The sequence below is a fragment of the Microcoleus sp. Pol12B4 genome (genome assembly GCF_036701385.1).
In the GTDB taxonomy this organism is placed as follows: domain Bacteria; phylum Cyanobacteriota; class Cyanobacteriia; order Cyanobacteriales; family Microcoleaceae; genus Microcoleus.
Genome location: NZ_JAUBQR010000085.1, coordinates 1 through 25,003 on the forward strand (window position 1 = coordinate 1; position 25,003 = coordinate 25,003).

The 25,003-nt window shown below is 44.3% G+C and carries 10 protein-coding genes; 2 read left to right on the top strand and 8 right to left on the bottom strand.

The features are described from left to right. On the bottom strand, positions 1 to 194 hold a 194-nt coding region (locus tag QUA38_RS13795; protein ID WP_333162601.1), incomplete at its 3' end, for an ATP-dependent Clp protease proteolytic subunit. A 1,064-nt stretch (positions 195 to 1,258) separates the two neighbouring features. Between QUA38_RS13795 and QUA38_RS13800 the strand changes: the two genes are divergently transcribed. After that, positions 1,259 to 5,137 (top strand): PAS domain-containing protein, encoded by a 3,879-nt coding sequence (locus QUA38_RS13800; RefSeq protein WP_445305054.1) that lies wholly within the window; start codon positions 1,259 to 1,261, stop codon positions 5,135 to 5,137. 537 nt (positions 5,138 to 5,674) lie between these two features. On the opposite strand, the gene QUA38_RS13805 is transcribed toward QUA38_RS13800, so the two are convergent. The 3 genes from QUA38_RS13805 to QUA38_RS13815 all read right to left on the bottom strand — a co-directional run bounded on the left by QUA38_RS13805 (position 5,675) and on the right by QUA38_RS13815 (position 13,968). Then, the gene (locus QUA38_RS13805) at positions 5,675 to 6,895 is read right to left on the bottom strand and encodes a heparan-alpha-glucosaminide N-acetyltransferase domain-containing protein (RefSeq protein WP_333162605.1); all 1,221 of its coding nucleotides are present in this window, start codon (positions 6,893 to 6,895) and stop codon (positions 5,675 to 5,677) included. Positions 6,896 to 6,978: 83 nt separating this feature from the next. Next, positions 6,979 to 8,391: an adenylate/guanylate cyclase domain-containing protein gene (locus tag QUA38_RS13810; RefSeq protein WP_333162608.1), complete on the bottom strand. Its 1,413-nt coding sequence runs from the start codon at positions 8,389 to 8,391 to the stop codon at positions 6,979 to 6,981. A 48-nt stretch (positions 8,392 to 8,439) separates the two neighbouring features. Next, positions 8,440 to 13,968 (bottom strand): ATP-binding sensor histidine kinase, encoded by a 5,529-nt coding sequence (locus tag QUA38_RS13815; RefSeq protein ID WP_333162609.1) that lies wholly within the window; start codon positions 13,966 to 13,968, stop codon positions 8,440 to 8,442. 366 nt (positions 13,969 to 14,334) lie between these two features. Between QUA38_RS13815 and QUA38_RS13820 the strand changes: the two genes are divergently transcribed. Beyond that, on the top strand, positions 14,335 to 15,216 hold the full coding sequence (locus tag QUA38_RS13820) for a Cof-type HAD-IIB family hydrolase (protein WP_333162611.1): 882 nt from the start codon (positions 14,335 to 14,337) through the stop codon (positions 15,214 to 15,216). A 561-nt stretch (positions 15,217 to 15,777) separates the two neighbouring features. On the opposite strand, the gene QUA38_RS13825 is transcribed toward QUA38_RS13820, so the two are convergent. From QUA38_RS13825 to QUA38_RS13840, 4 genes are all read right to left on the bottom strand, one after another. Continuing rightward, on the bottom strand, positions 15,778 to 16,668 hold the full coding sequence (locus QUA38_RS13825; RefSeq protein ID WP_333162613.1) for an alpha/beta fold hydrolase: 891 nt from the start codon (positions 16,666 to 16,668) through the stop codon (positions 15,778 to 15,780). Positions 16,669 to 16,882: 214 nt separating this feature from the next. Beyond that, the gene (locus QUA38_RS13830) at positions 16,883 to 18,910 is read right to left on the bottom strand and encodes an adenylate/guanylate cyclase domain-containing protein (protein ID WP_333162615.1); all 2,028 of its coding nucleotides are present in this window, start codon (positions 18,908 to 18,910) and stop codon (positions 16,883 to 16,885) included. Further along, entirely contained in the window at positions 18,876 to 23,576 is a 4,701-nt protein-coding gene (locus QUA38_RS13835; protein ID WP_333162617.1) for a response regulator, read from the bottom strand. The genes QUA38_RS13830 and QUA38_RS13835 overlap by 35 nt, the downstream gene beginning before the upstream one ends. Before the next feature lie 765 nt (positions 23,577 to 24,341). Beyond that, a complete protein-coding gene (locus QUA38_RS13840; RefSeq protein ID WP_333162619.1) occupies positions 24,342 to 24,851 on the bottom strand; it encodes a hypothetical protein in 510 nt (169 codons plus the stop codon). Positions 24,852 to 25,003: the final 152 nt, after the last annotated feature.

The following is a 25,003-nucleotide window of genomic DNA, read 5'->3' on the forward strand; positions in this document are numbered from 1 at the left end:
GGGGAGTTGATATAGAGGTAAATATCTTTCTCCGGGTCTTCGGCGTCTAAAAATAGCAATTGGGCAACGATCAGGTTGGCTAAGTCTGAGTCAACCTGTTGGCCCAAGAAGACGATGCGATCGCGCAGGAGCCGCGAGTAAATGTCAAAGGCGCGTTCGCCGCGACCGGATTGTTCTATAACTGTTGGGATCATTGACAGGGCCTGCCTATTACGTATCTTTTTTTAATTTTAGCGATTAGGGCTCAGTTATAGCTAGCGATCGGTGGCGGGCGATCGGCTTTTACGCGCAAAATCCTTAATCTGGCATGGGTTGAGGCATTTGGGCCGTCGCAATTTCTTGATCGGAAGCTCGATCTGCTTTTTCTGCTTTAGACTAATTGCAATCTATTACTGAAATAACGAGATAACTAGTCGGACATCAATAAACAATGCTGTGTAAAGAAACATGAGGCAATTGCTAGCCAGTAGCCATTATGCCAGTCGTGACAGTCGGCTTAAATGTTGTCTGGCAGAGCTTGGTAGGCTGTTGAACTCCTCCTTAAGGCTATACTCCGGACTATTTTTAGATAGGGATGCGATGCCTACCGCAAGCTTTGCTAACGCTGTACAACACAGAACCGAAAAAAGTGAGTGGATCGGAGCTAAAAACAAACAGAAAAAAGCACTCTTTTAGGTTAAGCTAAAAAAACATACAATCTCTTCAGATGGTCTGATGAATATTAGTAAATCAATATTACAATAAATACCAGGAATTAGTTAATACAAAAAAGGAGTTTTTAGTGGTTTTACTTTCAACTATTTTGCTCCTTTGTGGCAAGGTTGAACTTACAAAACTCAGTCGTTATGTTTGTTGTGTTTAAGTTAAAAAAATGATCCTCATCACTTTCGCAAAGGCTTTAACTTTAACTTTCCATAATTTAATCAATGCTGCTTAAAAAGTGTCTGGACTATTTTTAAGTGGACTCATCATATCTACTTTTTGACAGATATTGAGTATGAGAGATACCATGTGTTTAAACTGTATGAAATCTTCTAAGAGTAACGATTAAGCCTTGGTAAAATAAAGGGATAAAACCCTCACCTTTGGCATTAAGACAAATTCGGACGTTGGTTGCGGAACTGGGTCAATTCTCTTCAATCGTCATTCGAGAGGGTAGCAAACAGCTTTTAGGTCAGTATTTTTCAGCGAGGTAGGGTGTGTGAGTGATTTGGTAGATGAGGCTGCTCCTAAAAATTTATTTGCAGGCGATAGCGAGATGGCGAGGCGGATGCGATCGCACGATTGGTCGCAAACTTCACTGGGGGCGGTCGAAACCTGGTCGGACAGCCTGAAAACGGCCGTGCAAATCCTGTTGACAGAACTCGATCGCACCCAGCACCCGGAAAAGACGCAGCTAGAATCTAATCTGCCACAGAAACGCCCCTCAACAGATGTCTGGCATCAAACTGCCCAAGCCGATGCGTTTCGAGTCAGGCTCACCAATGCGCTACGCCCGCTGACAGATGCCAACGAGATTCAGGCAACCGCTGCCCGCATTCTGGGCGATTCTCTAGGCGCAAGCCGCGTCATTTATATTGAAGTGTTACCGGGCGGCAAGGAAGTCATCGTTCATAAAAACTACGCGAACGGTGTTGCCGAACTGAGCGGGCTTTACCATCTGGGAGATTTCGGACGTAATCTCGCAGACGACCATCAAGCGGGGCGAACAGCGATCGTTCCCGATGTCGCAAACTACTCTAAATACACAGCTAGCCAGAAGGCAATGTATCAAAAGATCGACATTGCTGCCCATATCGACGTGCCGCTGATTAAGAACGAGCGATTTGTCGCGTTGCTGGCGGTGCATCAGGCAAACCCTCGCTCGTGGACGGAAGACGAGGTGAGACGAGTCGAGGAAACCGCAGAGCAGACCTGGGCAGCCGTTGAACGTACCCGTGGCGAAACCGCATTACGCGAGAGTCGCACCGAACTCGAACGGCAACTGCGAAAGTTCGATGCGATCGTAGCTGCAATTCCCGATTTTATTTACACCTTTGATTTGGCGGGACGGTTCACGTATGTTAGCCCGGCGTTGCTCAATCTTTGGCAGAAAACTTCGGATGAAGCTTTGGGAAAGAACTTTTTTGAGCTGGATTATCCAACCGATTTAGCGACCCGACATCAGCAACAGATTCAACAGGCGATCGCCACGCGCCAGATGCTCAAGGATGAATCGCTCTACACTAGCGCAATCGGCACACGCGCCTATGAATACATTTTCGTGCCACTTTTGGACATAAACGGTGCAGTAGATGCAGTGGCAGGCGTAACGCGAGACATCACCGATCGCAAACAGGCAGAAAAAGCCTTGCGCCAAAGTGAGGAGCAGACTCGGAATATTCTGGAGAGCATCGCTGAAGCCTTCTTTGCACTGGATGAGAACTGGGAGTTTACTTATATAAATCCATCTGCCGAAATACTACTCGATTGCACTCCAGGTGATTTAGTTGGCAAGAATTTGTGGGAAGAGTATCCAGGACTAATTGGCAATGAGTTGGCGCAGGCCTACTTGAGTACCATGCGCGATCGTGTGGCTGCGTCAATGACCGCGTTTTACCCAGATCACGATCGCTGGTACGAAGTTCGCACCTACCCCGCCCCTAACGGCATCACCGTTTATTTCAGGGATGTTACCGAGCAGATTCAAACTGCCGCAACCCTGCGTCAATCCGAAGAACGTTATCGAACGCTGTTTGAGTCGATTGGCGATGGCTTTTGCGTCATCGAGATGCTGTTTGATAAAGACGATCGCGCGATAGACTACCGCTTTTTAGAAGTCAATCCGTCGTTTGAACAACAATCAGGGTTGGTGCAGGCAGTGGGCAAGCGGATGCTTGAACTCGCCCCAGATCATGAGAAGCATTGGTTTGAAATTTATGGCAGAATCGCGATAACGGGCGAACCGCTTCAGTTTGAGAATTATGCTAAAGCACTGAACCGTTGGTTCGATGTGTATGCCTGTCGCACCGGTGAAGCCCAAGCGCGAAAAGTGGCGATCGTCTTCAAAGATATTAGCGATCGCAAACGGGCAGAAGAAATTTTGCGGCGAGCCGCCGAATTTGATGCTTTCCGCGTTTCTTTCACCGATGCGATTCGTCCGCTTGCCGACCCAGTTGAGATTCAGGCTACGGCCAGCCGCGTGCTGGGTGAATATCTCGGCGCGAATCGGGTGGCGTACTTCGAGGTTCGCGGCGCTGATTACGTCGTTGAGCGTGATTATGTCAACGGAGCCGAAACAATGGCTGGCAAATACGCGATTGATTCGTTCGGGCCAAAGCTGCTTGCAGCGTACCGCACGGGTTGCCCTGTGGTCGCATCCGATGTGCAAGCCGATCCCAACCTATCTCCAGAGCAGCGATCGGCCTACGCCGCGAGCCAGATTGGGGCATACATCGGTGTACCCTTGGTCAAGGAAGGCGAGTTTGTCGCGGGGCTGGCAGTCCACACATCCGAGCCGCGGGCTTGGACACAGGACGAGGTGTCGCTAACGGAAGAAGTTGCCGAGCGTACTTGGGCGGCAGCCGAACGCGCCCGCTCCGAAGCAGCCTTGCGCGACAGTGAGGAGCTAAAGCAACGCATACTGGAAAGCAGTCAAGATTGCATTAAAGTCTTAATGCTCGATAGCGAAATCGTCTATATCAATCCAGGCGGGTTGTGCCTGTTGGAAATCGACGATCCGTCACTCATTCTAAACACCATTTGGCAAGATATCTGGCAAGGTAAATATTATGAAAATGCCAAGGCCGCGATCGCGGCTGCCAAAGCGGGCAAAGTCGGCCAGTTTCAAGCCTATCTTCCCACTTACAAGGGCACACCGAAGTGGTGGGATATCATTACCACACCTGTGCGAAATACCACTGGACAAGTGACCCAACTTTTAGCAATTTCACGTGATATCACGAAGCAAAAGCAAGCTGAAACTGAATTGGAACGAATGCTAGCGCAAGAGCAAGTTGCACGAGAAACTGCCGATCGCGCTAACCGAATCAAAGATGAGTTTTTGGCGGTGCTGTCCCATGAATTGCGATCGCCACTCAATCCGATTCTCGGCTGGTCAAAACTATTGCAGCAACGAAAATTTGACCCAGCAAGAACTCTAACCGCTCTAGCGACGATCGAGCGTAATGCCCAGCTACAAGTACAACTGATTGATGATTTGCTCGACATCTCTCGGATTTTACGCGGCAAACTAAGTTTAACCGTGAAGCCTGTCGATCTCAGTACCGTCATCTCAGCGGCGCTAGAAACTGTTCGATTAGCCGCAGAAGCAAAAACCCTTGAAATTCAAACGAAGATGTCACTCGGTATCGCCATCGTGATGGGAGATAGTGGGCGGTTGCAGCAGGTGGTGTGGAATCTGTTGTCCAATGCAGTTAAATTCACCCCCTCAGGCGGACTGGTTACGGTTGAATTAAGTTTGACTGGCAACACTGCTCAAATTCAAGTTACTGATACTGGAAAAGGTATTAAGCCCGACTTTCTGCCCTATGTCTTTGAGCATTTCCGGCAAGAAGATGGAGCCATCACCCGCAAATTTGGCGGATTAGGATTAGGACTGGCGATCGTGCAGCAAATTGTTGAGATGCACGGGGGAACCGTCGCAGTCGATAGTTCTGGTGAAGGAAAAGGAGCTATGTTTACCGTTCAAATTCCGCTGGCATCTCACATCTGTGTATTGCCAGCCATTGAACCCCCCTCAGACTCAACCGGGAATTTAAGCGGTATTCGCATCTTAGTTGTGGATGATGAAACAGATTCACGCGAGTTTGTGGCGTTTGTTTTAGAACAAGCGGGGGCGATCGTCACCAGCGTTGCCTCTGCAACCACAGCACTGCAAGCATTCTCCCAAGCGATTCCAGAGATCGTTGTCAGTGATATTGGGATGCCAGAAATGGATGGCTATATGCTGATGCGTCACATTCGTAGCCTGCCGCGGGAGCAAGGTGGACAAATTCCAGCGATCGCCCTCACTGCCTATGCTGGAGAGATGGATCGACAGCAAGCGATCGCGGCAGGCTTTCAACGTCACCTTGCCAAACCTATTGACCCAGAGGGAGTGGTCGCGATCGTCACCGAATTAGTATCATCAGCCTAAATCTGCCAAACCAAACACCACCTGACTCTCAAATCTTGCCTACTTATAACCCGGATCACGATCGCGATTCGGTTTTTTAGGAAGTGATGGCGAGAGCCGAATTACCGCAATGAAGGCACAAGAAAAACTGCAATAATTCTTGTACTTTCTTGGTTGCGAAAGATCTGCCTCGGCAATTCTCATGCAGCAACTACAGCGATCTCATTATTAGGATTAAATTGCTTGCACAGAGAGTGAAATCTGCGATCGCAAACTGTGCGCTTCTGGAGTTAGTCTAGCCGTCTTTCCCAAAAGATAGGGGCAGTGGTGACTTCGACATGGCCAGCGATCGCTATTAACTATAATATTTAGGCCTAAAAATAGCGAAGACACTTTTGGCGAATTCAGAAAAGACCTATGCTCTTGTAGTTAATTCAGTAATTAAACAATATAGTCAGCCAGATTTTTGCCGTGGTATGCACCGACAATACCCAAAGCCTTTTCAAGTATATCTGATGCTACCCAAAAAATAATTATATCCACTGCATACCAAAGCACTCAAATTTTAATCAGCCAACCACGGCGGTACATTCCATACAAAATTAACCACCAAAATAATACCGCAGTCACGGCAAATGCTAGGGAACCATTCAGCGGACCCGCCCACGGCAAAAACCAGTTTTCATAAATCCAAGTGTAGGTAGTTGGAGCATTTCCCCCGCTGCCGATATGAGTTTTCAACAAGATTCTGGCGACAATACCGGAGGCGACAAATAGAAAAATTGCATTCACTCCCATGATTTCAAACAGCCTCCCCCATTTCCAACCTCGTACTTCAATTGTGTCGTAGCAAAATGCTAGCAATAGCAACACCCAACCTGCGGTAAAAACTACATAGGAACTCGTCCAAAGTTGTTTGTTGATCGGAAATAAAAATCCCCACAAGTGGCCGATTATCACACAACAGAGGCCGCAGATTGCTAAGTTGATACTGGTGCGGGTTTTAATGGGGTGTACGCGCAGCCACTCTCCTGTAAAGTAGCCGATCAGGACTGTAACGCTTGCGGGTAAGGTACTCAACAATCCTTCGGGGTCGAAGGGGCCGCCTTTGTACAGGTGTTGGCTACCGAGAATTAGCCGATCGACATATCCTCCTAAATTTCCTTCTGGCGTGAGTTCGCCGGCAGTGTACCCCCCTACAGCAAATACGGTTAATGCGCCCCAATAGCCCAAAAGCACGGCAACAGCGAGCAGTTTTTGATTGCGGGGGGAAAGGTTGAGAATGGCGATCGCACTGATGAAATAAGCTAAGCCGATGCGCTGCAATACTCCCATGATGCGGATTTTACCGAAGTTTTCCACTGGGGCGCTGTTGAGAAGTACGTCAAGGGCGATCGAAGATGTATTTAGCAGCAATCCTAATATAAATAGAATCGCGGCGCGATGCGCAATTCGCCAGTAAATATTTGAAGAAGGGAGAAAGAAGAAGGAAGAAGGAAGAAGGTTTTTGGCAGACTCTGATTTTTCCTTTGTTTGTGTAATTTTTAAGGTTTCTATTCCGGTTTTTGGATAATTTTGAAGATATTTAGGCAACGAGAAAGACATCGCGCAGCCAACGATGAACAAGAAAAACGGAAATACTAAGTCTGTCGGGGTGCAGCCGTGCCATTCTGCGTGTTCTAGTGGTGGATACACCTGTTCCCAACTACCGGGGTTATTGACTAGAATCATCGAGGCGATCGCAATTCCGCGAAAAACATCAAGGGATTTGAAGCGCATGGGGGAGAAGGGAGGAGGAAGAGGGAAGAGGGAAGAAAAAAAAGCTACTAATTACCAATTATCAAGTACCCATTACCCATTAGCTAAATTTCAATACCTTCAAGAGTCATAATGACTGCATTCTTCATCAACATCTCGCAGCGTTCTGCATAAAAAGCTGCTGCCTTGTCATACTTGTTGACTTGCAAAACGCGCAGAAACATTTGCCTTGCTTGCGCGAATTGCTGCTGGTAGTGAAAAAAAATTCCCTGTTCAAAATAAGTTTGAGTTTGGGCTTTTAGTTCGATCATTGTTGGCGAGTCGCCATCGTAAATTTCAAATACAGCAACAGGTGTTTGTTTTCCTTTGACTTGAACGCGATCGAGAAACCGGCACTTGTAATGTTGAGGATCGTCTATCCGGCAAAGAGTTTGGACGCTAGCTACAATAGCAACTCCATAAAGCTTTGTCAATCCTTCCACGCGGGAAGCTAAATTAACGGCATCAGAAATCACCGTACTTTCCATTCGTTCCGCTTCGCCAATCGTACCTAACATTAAAGTCCCCGTATGCAAGCCAATCCCTATTGAAATAGGTTGATAGCCACTATTTTGCCTGTGTCTGTTATAAATTTTTACTTGCTGCTGCATCTCAATTGCTGCTTGTACAGCATCTTCAGCCCTGTTCGGGAACAAAGCCATAATCCCGTCACCAATGTATTTATCTATAAAACCGTTGTACTGGCGGATAACCGGGCCAACTCGGCTTAAGTAAGAGTTAAGAAATTCAAAGTTTTCTCGAGGAGACATACTTTCTGAAAGACTTGTAAATGAGCGAATGTCGGCAAACATAATCGTCATTTCTGCTTGTACAGCGTCTCCTAGTCTGGCATCAACGATGCTTTCTCTTTTGAGAAATTTCAAAAATTCACGGGGAACAAAACGGGCAGATGCAGCGGCTATTTTTTCGAGTTCACTTTTGCTGGATTCGATTTGATTGAGTGATCTAAATGCTCTCAGGGCGGTGACTACTGTGGTAAATAATTTTTTATTAGTAAGTTCTGTTTTGGTTTTGTAATCATTGATATCGTAGCTGACAATTACTACATCTTCTGGTATTTGCCCGGGCTGTCCAGTCCGTAAAATAATCCGCACTACTTGATTATTTAAAATATCGCGGATGTATTTAACTACTTCCAAGCCTGCTTCTTCTGTTTCCATAACTACATCGAGTAAAATCAATGCAATATCGTAATTATTTTGAATGATTTCTTTAGCTTCTTTCCCTGAGTAAGCGCTGATAAATGTTATGCTTTTTCCTTCAAATTTAAAATCGTTTAACGCTAGTTTAGTAATATTGTGAATTTCTATTTCATCATCTACAATTAATATTTTCCAACTTTCTTCTAGCGGTTTTTGTTCCGCCTCGTCTTCCTCAGCAAATATTAATTCATCGTCCCCCGCCGCGATTAATTCGTCATCGCCTGCAGCCAACAGGTTTTTACTAGCTTCTGACATATATCGTTCTCCTATATAAAACTTATATCCATGTTGGCGGTCTAATAACTAATTGCTCATTTTAGCGGGAAATTCAATCATAAATCTTGTGCCTTTATTTACTTGACTTGTACAGCTAATTGTGCCTTTTAGTTTTTGAGTAACAAGGTTATAAATAATGTGCAGTCCCAATCCCGTGCCTCCCTGACCTCTTTTGGTGGTAAAAAACGGTTCAAAAATTTTACTGAGATTTTCTGGGTCAATTCCTTTGCCGTTATCGGCATATTCAAATATTAGCCGATCGCCCTCTAGTTTGAAATCAAAAGCCAGAACTCCTTCCTCTTCTCCATCGTAGGCGTGAAGTAGGGAATTCAACACCAGATTTGTCACAATTTGACACACTACGCCGGGGTAACTGTCCACGACAATATTTTCATCACACTTAATCTCTATTTTGTGCTTAGTTCTTTTTAGTTTAACTGTTAAAGATGTCAAAATTTCCTCTAGATAGTCTTTAATATTAAACGTGCGTTTTAACTCGCTCGACTGATCTACAGCTACTTCTTTAAAACTGTGAATCAAGTCTGCTGCCCGCGTGAGGTTAGATAAGATCATATTACTGCTTTGCACGGCGGTATCCAGAAACTTTTCTAACTCGGAACGTTTTATTTGGCCGTTACTGTAAACCTCAAAAAACTTTGTGGCTTTTTCAGAAAGCAGGGAGGCGGCGGTGATACCGATGCCGATGGGAGTATTGATTTCGTGGGCAACACCTGCAACCAACCCTCCGAGGGCAGCCATTTTTTCCGATTCTACCAGTTTATTTTGAGCCGATTTTAAGTCTTCTAAAGTTTGGGAGAGCTCGCAGGTACGCTGCTGTACTAAATTTTCTAGATTCTGATTGAATTGGTGCAAGTTTGCGTAAAGTTGGGCATTTTCGATGGAGATAGAAATTTGAGAAGACAGCAGTTTTAATATTTCTAACCTGTCTTGTGTAAAAGCGCCTGTAGTCAGATTGTTTTCTAAATATAGAATGCCAGTGAGTTGGCTTTGATTAATTAACGGAGTGCAAAGAATTGATTTAGGCTGAGCTGCCATTATATAGGGTGTGCGAGTAAATTGTCCTTCGCGGGTGGCATCATTTAAAACTATACTTTCGTGGGTGCGGGCGACGTAATTCACAACTGCAATTGCCAGCAAAGTTACTTCTCGATCGTCGGGTACAAAATCTATCGGAATTGATTGCATGACAGTAACGCGATCGACATCTACAGATCCTGATGCTTCAATCACCCATTGACCCTCTTTTTCTAGTATTAAAAAGCCTCTTTGCCCCCCGGCATTTTCAATAACAATTTTCATCATTTTTGCCAGGAGTTTGTCTAGAACTATTTCGCCGGCTAATGTTTGCGATGCTTTAACTGCTGTGGTCAAGTCTAGCACGCCTGCACTGTCGTTCGTCGTGGAAGCGCTGCTGGTAGATTTGTGAGTTTCAATATTAGTTGAAATCGAGCCTGAAGTTAGCAAGTGCGAGTATTTGGATTCTAAATGCGCTGCTTTGGCTGTTGCTCCCCAGCGCTGATAGCAATAACGCGCTTCTGTCAAGTAAGTTTTAGAATTTTTTTCTCGTCCTATCGATAGATAAAATGCTCCTGCCAATTCTGCTGCTATTGCTTGTACTTGTATGTATCCGTTTTCTTCGGCTCCTTCAATTGCGCGATCGTAATATTCCATTGCTCTCACAACGTTGCCCAAAACGCGCGCTTTTTCTGCCGTGAGTAAGTCGCATTTGTGCTGAAGATTCATGGGCGCATAAAGCGCTTTTTGTTGCAGTTTCTTTCGGTTACTGACAGCGTAAAAAATATGCTCTTCTTGTTCCTCGTCTGTTGCAGATGGATAGGCTGCTAGGCGAGCTAGAGAATCGTAAAACTGGTATTCAGAAACATTAATAAAGCCTGCAACACCGTCTAAATATACTTCGGCTTGCGCTGCATTTTCTAGCGCTGTAGCGGTATCTCCAAATAAATACGCTAGTATTAACTTTTGCAAATAAAAGTGCTGTAGTCCCACCCGATCGTTAGCTTTTAACAGCAGCGATAACAATTTTTCTTCGCTGTATGCTTCACCTAATACAATGTGTGGACTTTCCAATCTTCCCATCAATTGCAAAATAGTTTGCCGATATATTTGATTCCAAGTTAATACAGTTTCTTGCTTGAGTTGAAACAACAAATTGTTGTAACTTACCATTCTCCGTTCTAGTTGTGGCAATTCTTGACCGATGAAATACAAAGACTGACAAATATTTACGGCTGAATATCCGACACATTCTAAATCCCCATTTTCTAGCGCACTTTGATAGGCGTCCTCTAATAGTGGCAATGAGTCTTTAACGTGATGCTTGCCGTTCATCAAAATAAATGCTACTAAATTAAGCGTTTTGCTTTTGAATTCTAACGCATTTAATCTCTCGCTCAAATTTAAAGCTAATTGACCGAAGCGATCGCCCGACTCAATATCTCTAACTATTCCTTTTAAAATTGCTCCGTAATTAGCATAACCGAAGGCGGAAAAAGTAGAGTTTCCGTAATTAATAGATAAATTAACTTGCTCGCACACAATCAGGGGCAGCAGCACAGGTTCAACTATAAATGTAGCTGAAAACATACTGGAAAGCACGCGCATAGTTGCTAATTTATGCGGATTTGTCATAATCGGCAAGTCAATTAAATCTTCTATTTGTTTTTCGGTTAAATAAGCGGCAGTTTTAGCCATTGCTTGCTGAATGTGGAGGGGAATCGGCGATTCGGGAAAGTTGATTCCTAACATTTTTAGTGCTTCCCGACCAATTTTTACCGATTCTTGGAGTTGGGTTTGCATCGCACAAGCTATGATTCTGATTTCAAACACTTTGATTTTATCTAGTTCATTTTTGGCGTATTGCAGGACAATTCTCGCCCATTTTTCCATTGGCTCAAAGTCGGTATTGAGGTAAGCAGCTTCTGCTGCTGACTCGTAGAGTGCAAGAGTCAAGTCGTAGTCAGTTTGCCAACTTTCGGGAGAAAGCAGTTCAATACCTGCGGTTAAATATTCGAGGGCAAGTTCGTAAGCTGCACTTGCTTTTGCTTTGCGGCCTGCAATTAAATTTAATTGGCATAATTGAAATTTTTCTAATTGACTGCTGATGATTCCTTTGGCAGCATTTAGTTGGTTTACAGTATCAAAAATATGCTCTTCTAATTGCTCTGGCGGTGCATTTTGTAGTAAAAAATTTCCTATCCTTAGATGAATTTCTTGTTTTTGATAATCGGATATTAAAGCATAAGCTGCTTGCTGCACTCGCTCATGCAAAAATTTGTAAGTGGCGCTCGAAACATCAGCCACTGGTAGGGAAAATTTCTCGATAAAGTCTCTAGATATTGTGTCTGTTACTTCTGTGCTTGCTGCTAGTGTGAGCGGAATGTTGTAGGCGTTATTCACGAGCAAAATCAGACCAGACTGAAGTGCCTCGCCGAGGTCTGTTGCTGCGGACGCCAGAGGTTTTTCGGCGATTGTCGAGAGAATTTTTAAATCAAATTTGTTCCCTATACAAGCGGCTAATTTAAGCAGTTCCTGTGTAGTCTCTGAAAGCTTCTGAATGTTATCTATCATTAATTCTACAACATTGTCAGTTATTCCCATTTCTTGTATTTGTTCGATATCCCACTGCCACTCCCCTGTTATCTGGCATTTTTTCACAATTTGCTCGGAGATTGGTTGCGCTAATACCGACAGGTTAGGTTCAGGTATATCGATCACATTATTGGAAGGTAAAAGTTTAAATTTAATCAAACTTTTTGAGTAAATAAATTTTATTAATTGAGTTAAAAAGAATGGATTGCCAGCGGTTTTTCGCCAAAGCAATTCTGCTAAACTTAAGGATTTTTCTGGGACGCAGTTTAAAGAATCGGCAACGAATTGGTTGACACTGCTTATATCTAAAGGCGAAAGGGCGATCGCCCTTACAGTGCCACCTGCTTTTTTAATTGCTGAGGCGGTCAGCATTAGGGGATGATTTGCATCTACTTCCTGCTCTCTATAAGCTCCAATTATTAATAAATATTGAGTGCCTAGGTCAGTTGCTAGCAGTTCTATTAACTTGAGAGAGGCGGAATCGACCCACTGCAAGTCGTCCAGGAAAATTACTAGCGGGTGTTCTTTTTGAGCGAAAACGCGGATGAAGTTTTGAAATACTAAATTAAAGCGATTTTGAGATTCATTTGCTCCTAAATCTGGGACGGGGGGCTGCGGCCCAATAATCAGTTCTAATTCTGGAATAGCTTCAATAATTACTTGGCAGTTGCCGCCGAGTGCGTTTAAAATTTTTTGTTTCCAAACATAGATTTCGGCGGGATTTTCTGTAAAAATTTGCCGCAACAAATCTTGAAAAGCTTGAAGCAAAAAAGCGTAGGGAATATCGCGCTTAAATTGCTCAAATTTGCTGTCAATAAAATACCCGTTTTCCCGCCGACTCGGCTTGTAAAATTCATATACTAACGACGATTTGCCCACACCTGCTGAACCCGAAATCAGCACGATTTCTGTATTGCCCCGCCTCATCCGCTGGAAGATACTGAGAAGCATATTAACTTCTGCTTCTCGCCCGTAAAATTTTTGGGAAATTTGCAGGTGATTTGACTGATCTTGCTCGCCGAGGGTTATGTGGGAAATTTTGCCTGTAGTTTGCAGTTGAACGAGACAATTTTCCAAGTCGTACAAAAGTCCGAAAGCACTTTGATACCTGTCTTCGGCTGTTTTTGCTAAGAGTTTTATGATGATATCGGAAACGACTTGAGGAATCTCCTTGGTTCCTACTTGATTGATTTTGCCTTCGATGCTTCTGCTTTCTACTTTTTGCTTTCTGTTTTCACAAGGAGAAACTGGCGTTTTGGCAATATGGCAGTGTACTAATTCCATGGGATCGATCGCCTGAAAAGGCAATTCGCCACAAAGCATTTCATAAAATGTGACGCCTAAAGAGTAAAAATCGGTGCGGTAGTCGATCGCCCGATTCATGCGTCGCGTTTGTTCAGGAGACATATAGGCGAGAGTACCTTCGAGTAAATGGGGATGGCTGGGGGCGGGGTTTTCGCCCGGTAGCAGGGAAGCGATCGCAAAATCAGCAATCTTGACATCTCCTGTCTCGATATTGACAATAATATTGCTGGGTTTAATATCCTTATGGATGATGTGGTGTTCGTGGAGTTGCCCAATAGTTTCTGCTAGTTTGATGCCAATATGCAGAAATTGTGGTAACTCTAGCTGGTTGTTGCTGAGAAACTCTTTTAGGGAAATCCCACCAAAATCTTCTAAAACTAAAACAGGAAAGTGATTGTAGGTTTCTATTTTGTAAAGCTTGACTATTCCGGGTAAATTCAAATTTTTAAGAAGTTCGGATTCGTGCAGCAGTTGGGAGATTTGCGCTGGGCTAGGGTATGGTGGCGTGAGAGTTTTGAGGATGACGGGTTTTTGTTCCTCAAGCAGCAGACCTCGATAAATAACTGTGTGAGAGTTTGTATAAAGTTCTCCGTCAATGCGGTATCCCGGAATAGAAATCATGATAGTTGGGGGTAATTTCAAAGATGCGGTTATACAATTTTAGATTTTAGATTTTAGATTGGGAATGATTGATGATATGAGGGTTTGGCTCGCGCGCTGAGAGTTGCATTCTTTTTGACCACAAGTATTATTAAGTAAGTGGAAATACATATCGTCTGTCGAGTGCGGTTTTTACGGCAGTAAACTGGCTACTATTCTATAGCTTAACTAAATCCATCCCGAAAGAGTCCTCCTAGATACTTTTTGTGTCGCTTATTTAGTTATCTATATTTTAGTCTTCAAAAAATCAGAAGTCGCACTTTGCTATCCCGCCAGTGCCAAAATAAACGGGTGCGTGCAAATCAACAGCTAAAATCTAAAAAAATCATGCAGAATATAACTGCCTCAAATCCAGCTAATGCGACCGATCGCGCTTTTGGCACCGCAGACATTCAATTGCTGGTAGTGGATATAGACGGCACGATCGCAGGTTTGTCAAATACCATCCGAGAACCAGTCAAGCAGGCCATTTTGGCTGCCGAGTCGCGGGGAGTGAAAGTAGCCGTCGCTACGGGCAGGATGTACCGCTCAGCTTTGCGTTTTCACCGCGACATCGGCTCAACATTGCCACTGATTTGCTACCAGGGCGCATGGATTCAAGATCACGCTACTCAAAAACGGCTGCGGCACTTGCCGCTGTCGAAACAAACTGCTCTGCAACTGTTAGATTATTTTGAAGAACCGCATTTGCGACCGCTGCTTTCGATCCATTTCTACATTGAGGATCAACTTTACGTGCCGGAAATTACCGCAGCTACCCGAATTTATGCCGAACGATCGGGCATTGAACCAAATGTGATTAAAGATTTGCGGCGAGATCTTCCGGGGGAACCCACGAAAGTTTTGGCATTGTGCGAGAATCCGGGGGTCCTCGACGGCTTGCTCAGCAGTATGCGGCAGCGCTACACGCCTGCAGAGCTTTATTTGACTCGATCGGTTGCTACTTTTTTTGAAGCTACGCATCCTTTGGCGAATAAGGGAGATGCGGTGCAGTATTTAGCGGAGGAACTTTTGGGTTTGCAGGCGGCAAACGTGATGGCGATCGGCGACAATTTTAATGATGTGGAAATGATTGCCTACGCGGGTGTGGGCGTGGCGATGGGCAATGCTCCTGATGGGGTGAAGGCTGCTGCTGATTGGGTGGCACCGGATGTGGAGGAAGACGGAGTGGCGGCTGCGATCGAACAATTTGTTTTGGGCGATCGTTGATATTTGTAGCACAAATACCGCAGGGGCGGGTTTAGCGGCGACATTTGGAAAAAATGTATATCAACCCGCCCCGACCCAGCGACAATTTATTATTATATAACTCTCTAGTTTTGAGTTCTCTGCAATCAACTTTTGACGATCAAAAAAAATCCACACTTTCAGATTTTTCAATCTCAAGTGGAGTCAATTACTTTTTCTGCAACATCGAATATTTATTTAACGAACCGCAAAGACGCTAAGAACGCGAAGGAAGAATTGAAGAAAGTGGGGCGGGCTTACAGATATTCTGGATGTGAATTATGGATAATTTAAAACTCTTAAAAACAGGTTTCAACAGAAAAAGCACCGACGACTGGCCGTGTTTCGTCTCGGTGCTTTTTCTGGTTCGCTCCTCACACGTCCATCAATATAGCTGACTGAGTAAATTGTGTCAATACTTTTTCCAAAAATACTTTTTTGAGTCGGCTGCTGCCGGGGTTCCGGCGCGGTGGAGCGAGGCAAAACTCTTGCAATGCAAGGGTTTGACTCGATCACTCAAGGGTTGCCTTGAGCAGAAAAATTTTACTTCACTTCCACCAGCCAGTCCAAAATCAGAGCGTTGACTTCACTCGGCCGCTCGTCGTGGGGACAGTGGCCTGTGTTGGGAATTGAAACAAATTTCACTGGTTTATCGTTGGCGGCCAATTGTTGATAAATCTGGCTGCCGGCGATGGGCGTCCAGGGGTCGTCTGCGCCCCAAAGTACCAATAACGGACGATCGACTTTGGGCAGCAATTCTGACGGTTGAGGGCCTGGAGGGGCTGTGAGAATCGAGGCAAACACTTGTTGAGCTCCGGGCTCGCAGGAGGGGGCGTGCAGGAGTTCTACGAGTTCGTCGGTGATGGCTTCGCGGTTCCCGTAGACTTGGCGCAGGGTGTTGCGGATGCGGTGTTTTTGGCGGATGTTGTTGAACATAAAGGGGCCGATCAGGGGCGATCGAACTAATTTAGTAAAAGTCCCCATCACTACTCGCAGCGGGAAATTCAGTTCGTCCGGCCGGTGGTTGAGCCCGCCGGCACAGTTGATTAAGACACCGCCGGCTGATATTTCTGGATGGTTGGCGACTACCATCAAACTCAGCAAAGCGCCGATCGAATTCCCGACAAATACCGCCGGTTCCTGTACCAGATCCGCCCAGAAATCAGTCAGCAATTCTTCCCACAATTCCAGAGTGTAATCTAGGGCTGGTTTGGCGGAAGCACCGAATCCCAGCAAGTCCAAAGCAAATACGCGATAGCCGCCGGCTGCGAGTACGGGGATATTTTGCCGCCAATGTCCGATCGAAGCCCCAAATCCGTGAATCAAGATCAGAGGGCGGCCGGTTCCTTGGACGGTATATTGGATTTTGTGACCTTTCCAAGTCCAAATTAATTTTTCAAAGCTGGTTGCAGATACTAATTGTTGTGCAGTCACGGCTATTATGTAAAGTTTCGTTAACTACTTTCATCATAGCAGAAGTCAGAAGTCAGAAGTCAGTAGTCAGTAGTCAGTAGTCAGTAGTCATGAATTATTGGTTATGTGTTATTGGTTATTGGTTATTTGTTATTGGTTATTTGTTGTAATACCCCATGCCCAATTCCCCATGCCCAATTCCCCATGCCCAATTCCCAATTCCCAATTCCCATTTTTACTTTTTTCCTAGCAACCAATAAGTCATCATATCCCCCTTACCTTTTACCGGAATCACGCCTCGCCTCTCAAACAAATACTTATCTTTCAAAAGCTCATAAGTAACATCAGTAACTTGAATGCTGCCAGCAAAACCCGTAGCTTCCATCCTCGCCGCTACATTAACCGTATCTCCCCACAAATCATAGGTAAACTTGCTCACACCAATCACTCCCGCAACAACTGGCCCGGAATTGATGCCAACGCGAATTGCCAGTTTTTCCCCTGTCTCGGCGCACAACTTTGCTATTTTTGCCTGCATTCCCAGGGCCATTTGGGCGATCGCCTCCGCGTGGTCCTGTCTCGGCGTAGGCAATCCCCCGACTACCATGTAAGCATCGCCAATAGTCTTAATTTTCTCCACACCGTACTTTTCAGCTAACTGGTCGAAGTGCGAAAAAATTACGTTCAAGCGCTTGACCAACTCGGTGGGAGACATTCTAGCAGACAACTCAGTAAAGCCAACAATATCAGCAAATAAAACACTTACTTGGGCAAAACTGTCGGCGATCGTGCTTTGCTCCGCCTTCAAACGTTCTGCTATTGGTTTGGGTAAAATATTTAACAGCAACTTCTCGCTTTGTTCTTGTTGAACTTTTAGCGCTTCTTGCGCTAATTTGCGCTCTGTAATGTCAGAAACAGTACCCTCATAGTAGAGCAGCTCACCTTTGGAATCTCGAACCGCCCGAACATTTTCTGACACCCAAATCCGCCGCCCGTCTTTGCGACATACCATAGATTCAAACCCCGAAACGGCATTTTCAGCATCCATAGCAGCCACAAATTCAAGGCGGCGTTCCGGGTCAACGTACAGTTGCTGAGCAATATTGTTAATCTCGGACATCAGTTCTTCTGGCGAGTCGTAACCGTACAATTTTGCCAAAGCTGGATTAGCGCTGAGATAGCCTCCTGAAGGCGTGCTTTGAAAAATGCCTTCCATCGCATTTTCTACAATGCTGTGATATTTTTCTTGAGCAATACGCAGCAATTCTTCAGCTTGTTTGCGCTGAATCAAAGAACCTAATTGAGTTCCTACCGCATTAAAAACGTCTATAAATCGCGCGTCTTTCCCAGCAGACGAAATTTTAAAGAAAACTAGCACGGCTAATACTTCATTGCCTACCAAAATCGGCACGCCAAAACCAGCTTTAAATCCAAGTTCTAGTGCTATTTGACTTCGGAGAAAATGCGGGTATCCCCTGGAAATATCTTCTACCCATTCCGGTTGCTTGGATGCCCAAACTCGTCCTGGCAGCCCTATATTCATGGCAAATGTCAGTTGTTCGCTTTGCCTGCGGAACGCATCCATCCTCGCGTTGCTGGCATACCAGCCACGGGCAGATTGCAGCACAGTTCCTTCTGCATCGGGAATCCAAGCTTCTCCTACATCCCATCCGATTGTTTCCCCAACTTGGTGCAAAATTACTTCTAAAGCTGAGTGAAAGTCTACAGCTTCGCCGATCGCCCGCGTAGTTTCCAGCAAAAACCGGATTGATTCTTCAGCCCGCTGCCGTTCTGCGATTTCTTCCTGCAATCTAGAATTGCGATCGTGCAGTTCCCTAGCTTGCTGTTGCAGTTTGGATTGCAGCAAACGAAGGGAAAGTTGGTTTTGGACGCGGGCTAAGACTTCTTCTACTTGAAACGGTTTAGTAATATAATCCACTCCTCCTACTTGAAAAGCTTTAACTTTTTCCAGCACGTCATCTAGCGCACTAATAAAAATTACCGGAATCTCTTGAGTTTTTTCGCTTAACTTTAACTGCTCACAAACTTCATACCCGTTCATTTGCGGCATATTAATATCTAGTAAAATTAGATCGGGAGGAGATATTTGTGCTCCTTGCAAAGCCAAGTGTCCGTTAATAGCCTTCCTGACATGATAGCCGTGAGATGTCAGCATAGTGGATAAAAGTCGCAAATTATCCGGCATATCGTCAACGATCAGAATGTCTTTAGGAGTCGCTGGTAATGGATGGTCGTTCATCATAATATAATTGAGTTAAATCGATAATGATATCTATCCGAAAATTATCGACTAAATCTGTTAAAGCGTTAGCGAGATTTGCCTCAGTTTCGGGAATTTCCTTGATCAGTTCGAGGATGCGGTTGTCGTCAACACAAAGTGCTGCTCGGTGCAACTCGACCACCCAGTCTGTGGGCATTACGCTCAAATCCTCGGTGGTCAAACTTTTAAGCAGCGTCGGTGTTGAAAAAGAAGTAGATAAGTTTTCTTTCTCATAAATATAACGCAGGTTGAGATGATGCGCTATCTTTTCAAAGAGTACCTCTTCCCGAAAAGGTTTACATATCAAATCGTTACAACCAGCAGAGAAAATTATTTGCCGCTGCTCGTCAAAAGCACTCGCAGTCAAGGCAATAATTATTGTTTCTTTACCTTCTAGAGTTTTCTTAATCTGTCTTGTCGCTTCATACCCATCCATCACTGGCATCAGCATATCCATTAATATCAAATGCGGCTTCCAAGTTGAATGCAAAGCAATTGCTTCTTGACCGTTAGTTGCTTCCAGGACTTCAAATCCCAGGGGTACTAGCAGCTTAAGCAGCAGTTGGCGATTTTCCGCTACATCTTCAACTATTAATATCCGATAAGTGTCTTGTCCGGCTTCTAAAGCAATAACTTGTTTAATCGGCGGTTTTTCTTGTTCATCACTTTCTGTTACTAAGTTAACCCAGATATTAAAGCTGAAAGTTGTGCCTTGGTCGAGTTTACTTTCAACAGCAATATCACCTCCCATAATTCGGACAAACTGTTGGCTGATCGGCAACCCCAGACCAGTTCCCTGCATGGATTTTCGACCAGTTTCGGTTTGTAAAAATGGCTTAAATAATGTGGAAATTTCTGAGGGAGAAATGCCGGGTCCCGTGTCGGCAATTTCAAAATACAATTGGAATTTTTTTTCTTCTGTGGCGTCTTTTTCGGCTTGGCTGCTGACGCGCAAAGTAACGGTTCCCTGCTGAGTAAACTTAATCGCATTGCCGACCAGGTTAATTAAGACTTGCCGCAATTTAGCTTCGTCTGTTTGAATGTACTGCGGCAAATCATCGGCATTTTCAAAGATTAGGTGCAAACCTTTTGAGTTGGCTTTTAGTTGCAGCATTTCTTTGAGACTGTTGAGAAGGTTGTAGAGATTGAAGCGGCTGGGATTGATAGTAATTTGACCTGCTTCTATTTTGGACATTGACAAAACATCATTGATGAGTTCTAGCAAATGTTCGCCACTGCGGTTAATAATTTCTATGTATTCTTTTTGTTCTTCCGTGATAGAACTGTTGCGGGCCATGACTTGGGAAAAACCGAGAATGGCGTTGAGAGGTGTGCGAAGTTCGTGGCTCATGGAAGCTAGAAATTGGCTTTTGGCGCGGTTGGCAACTTCGGCGTTTTCTTTGGATTTAATCAGTTCCATGGACTGCCTTTGAGTGCGGGCGAGCAATTCCGCTTGCTGTAATGCTACTCCTAGCTGAGTACCTACATCAACTGCAACGTTGATTTCAGCTTCACTCCACTGGCGGGGAGCCGAATTTTGATAGGATGCTAGTAATCCCCAGAGCTTTTTGCCAGAAAAAATTGGTACAATAATGTAGGATTTAGCTTGAAATTTTTCTAGCAAGTGGATGTAACAATTATCGAAACCTTGCTTGTAAATATCTGGGACACAAAGGTAAGTCTTACCTCTGCTGTAGGCTCCGCCTTGGGTTTGTTGCAAATAGGTATCGTGGACTTCGGGTGAAATACTATCTAATTTTTGGACGAGGCAAAGTTCGCTGTCTAAAGCGCCTTCAGTAAGGTTAGAATCGATATCTTGTGCTTGGATGAAAGAAACCCACTTGCGATCAAGGGATTCGGCTACAAATTCGCCACTCCAGTCTGGATTGAAACGGTAAATAGCGACTCGATCGCACTTCATGGTTTGGCGCAATTCTCGGGTTGTAGCGTGAAAAATTTCTCGGATATCTAAAGTTTGCCGCATTCTTTCAATAATGCGGGCGATCGCCCTTTGTCGTAAAGCACTTTCTTGCAGTTCGGTTTCTGCCTGCTTGCGTTCGGTAATATCTACAGCCATTAAAGCAATGCCGATCGCTGTACCGTTATCGTCAATTAGGTGAGTATTGTACCACTCACATATGATAATTCTGCCGTCTTTGGTCAGATTTTCGGTAGTGCCGCTGGATTTGGCATTCAAGTCATGATTGAAAATATCAGATAATTGCGGGTGGTAGCTTTCAGGTAAGATCAAATCCGAGGCGACTCGACCAATCGCTTCTTGCTCACTGTAGCCAAAAATAGCAACTGCTGCTGGATTCCAAGTGATAATTTCTAAATTGAGGTTTAACTCGATAATTGCGATCGGCGTTTGCTGCAATAAAAATGAGATTCTTTGCTGCGATGCTAGCAGTTTTTCTTCGGCGAATTTGCGGTCTGTGATGTCATTAGTAGTGCTGAGAATTTGTTTGGGTCTACCATCAGCGGTTCTGAGAAATACTGTATCCCAAGTGTGCATCCACCGCCATTCACCGTTTTTGTGTTTCATTCGGTATTGAGATTCAATGATATCGCCGTCTTTGGCTTCATCTACTTTTTGGACGCTTTCAAAAAACTTTGGCAAATCGTCCGAGTGGATCAGAATTGGCATCATTGCTGTACCCATATCTTGTATTTCTTGGGCGGTGTATCCGAGTATCGTCGAAATTTGTCGGTTGGTATAAACATTTCGCTGTTCAATTACATCGTAAACATACAATAGGTTGGGATTTGAATCGGCGATCGCTTGAATGAAGTGTTGACTCTCTCGGAGTGCCGATTCTGTTTGTTTGCGAACGCTAATATCTCGCGCTACGATAATTACTGAATCTGAAGTAAGCGGAGAAACTTTAGCGTCGAGGCAAACTTCACGATCTCCGACTTTAAAGCTATATTCAACATTGATACTTTGCTTCGTTTTTAGAGCTTGTTGGATGGCATTCAATACTAAATCTGCTACAGATTTTGGCAAGACTTCGTGGGCGGTTTTGTTAATCATTTCGCTTGGAGGTTTCACCAAATTTGTTGATGCTGTCGGGGCGATTTTGATGCAGCGCCCTTCTGCATTTCTTACTAAAACTGTGTCAGTCATGGCGGCAAAAATCGCCCTCAATTCTGTTTCCGATTCTTGCAGAGCTTGCTCGGCGCGGACGCGCGTGCGAATTTCTGCTTGCAGCACTTTATTTTGCCGATCGAGCTGCTGAATTCGGTTTTTTTCTCGATCGATCAGTGTAGCTTGAGCGATAGCGAGCCCTACTTGAGCCGCCACAGCTTCTAGTAAGTCGATTTCCTCGGAAGTCCATTCCCGGTAACGATCGCACTGGTGCAAACCGATAGCGCCGTTTGCCCTGCCTTGGTAGGAAGTGCGAATTGCCAGCATCGATTTTAACCCAAGCTTCTGGCAAATAGGTTGAACAGCTTGCAACAGAGGGTCTGAATAAACATTGTTGGAGGCGATCGCCCGATCTTGTATCATCATTTGTATGACATGAGGATTGCCCCAAATTGGAACAAGTACGTTCCGAATAGATTCGCAATCGGGTTCGACATACTCTGCCGCCACAGGAATATCGACTTGGGGGGTAGTAACGTAAGTATGAATCAAACAGCGATTGACGCAGAATGCCAGACCGATTTGAGTTGCAGCTATTTGAAATATTTTTTCTGGCTGCAAGCTTGAGCGAATTTCTTGAGTTATTTTTGCAATCAGTAATTCTCGCTGAACTTGCCGTTCTAAAGCAGCTTTAGCTCCAGCCATTTCTATTTCTGCGTGCTTGCGCTCGCTGATATCAAAAAGTACGCCATACCAAACAATATCGCCATTATCGCGCATTTCTGGCCGAGAATTAGATTGCAGCCATTTGAGTTTACCCGACGGTGTAATAATCCGCCATTCACAGGCAAAAGGTTCTAAACTTTGGGCGCTAGTAGTAATTTTTTTGACCAGACATTCTTGGTCATCTGGATGATTTTGAGCGAAACAAAAGTCGGGATTTTTTAAGATTTCCTCACTCTCTAATTCGTAAATTTCCCTACAAGCATAACTAATATATTCAAATTTGAAACTTCCATCGGGCTTCTTGATAAATTGATAAAGAACTCCCGGTATATTGACCGCCAATTTCTGCAACCGCGCTTTGCTTTCCCGGAGTGATTGTTCTGTTCGCTTGCGAACTTCTACCTCTTGTTGCAGTTGGGTATTTTGCTGTTTTAATTGTTTTGATAGCTGTTGTATAGTCAATTGACTTTCGATCCGCACCAAAACTTCTTCCACTTGAAAAGGCTTAGTAATGTAGTCAACACCGCCGACTTCAAAAGCTTTGACTTTGTAAAAAATTTCATCAAAAACACTCAAGAAAATCACCGGAATCTCTCTCGTCTTCTCGTTCGATTTCAGTCGAACACAGACTTCATATCCGTTCATTTTGGGCATGGCAATATCTAGCAAAATTAAGTCTGGGAGAACAGTTAAATTAGCATTGACCGCCATTTCTCCCGAAATCGCCCGCTGAACTTTATACCCTTCTTTCGTCAATATGTTTGATATAAAACGCAGGTTCTGGGGCTGATCGTCAATAATTAAAATGTGAATATTTTCTTTGTCAAATATCATTTTTTGTCGGATTATTGTGAGTTTTTCTGTGCAAGCTGCAGATTGATGATTTAATAAAATTAGCGATTCCTTCCATCCTAATTATTGTTTAAACCTTTTTAAACCTCGCAAACAGAGGATTGATTTTAGAGATTAACTCCTCAACTAACGCACATTCTATTCTTTAAATTTATTGGTTGCTTGTCTTAAGGTTTCCCCTCAAATTAGCCGTATTTAACCATATCTTATTGCCCAAACAAATCCCATTATTTGATGTCCTAATTAACTTGGCAGAACAACAATCCTCGCTTAGGCAATCCCAATCAAAGCAACCGGGTTTTTTAACTTTGTTTAAGGGCTGGGACAAAGTATTTTCGTACAACCCGGTTGATACGTCCAAAACATTTTTTTACTTGACCTTAGCATTAAAAGTCCCAGGAGTATAACGCAAGTTTATGGAGATTCTTTTACCACATTCAAAGGGTTTTAGCAGAGATACACACCTCGACATACCGCAAGGCGAAAAAACCGTTTTTTTACTCTTGTCGCTCCAACAAAGTCTAGCTGTGAAAAACCTCGGTTTTGACGCACCCGCCCATCAGCCTTAAGATATTTATAGGCAACTAAGAGTATATAGTAATCCTCAATCATTTGTTGATTTCTTACTCCCAATCTGGTTCCGGGAGGCTTGGGCTAGGGTAAAAATTTACGACTCCTGCAAGGATTGCTATAGATCCACCCACACGCCCCCAAAGCCTACCAAACAAACTCTTTTCTCTGTCTTCTCTATGCCAGCAATTCCTTAAGTTTATCAAAATTTTGCTGGCTAAAGTAAATTTTAATTTCTAGTTCTTGGTCAGATTCCCATAGCAGCAGCATATTATCTTCGCCCAAGGCGATTTCGGGATTATTTAATTCAAGAGTTTGATATTTAACTTCGGAAATTCCTACGCGAATTACAAGTTCCGCTTCCAACTGAGGATAGATGTACAATTGCTGTTGCAAGTTGTCAAGTTCTAGTTTGTCAACAGTGTTGTTACGTTGGACAGGAGAATCGGGCTTGTACCAATAGAGAGTTTCCTCCCGAATTTCGGGATTGACTATCACAAATGTTTCGTCAAAACGCTGGGGGTGCCAGTGAATTTCGCTCAGACCGCCGATTTGCGGAATCAGTCTCTCTACCCAGCTAATTTCTTTACCGTTGAGGTTTCCCCACCACTCACTGATATTATGGAGATTGTCAGCATTTTCGGGGTGGCTGCTGCCGGACTGCCAGACTGTTTTTAGTTGTTGCATATACAGGTTCTCCAGCGAATTTAAATTTGAGATTGCAGGCTTTCAATTGGAGATTCATTCGTTATACAATAATTTGTAATTGCTCAACTAGGGGAAAAAAGGGAGCCATCAGTAGAGAGAGCTTGTTGAATAGATTGATAAGCAGTTAAACC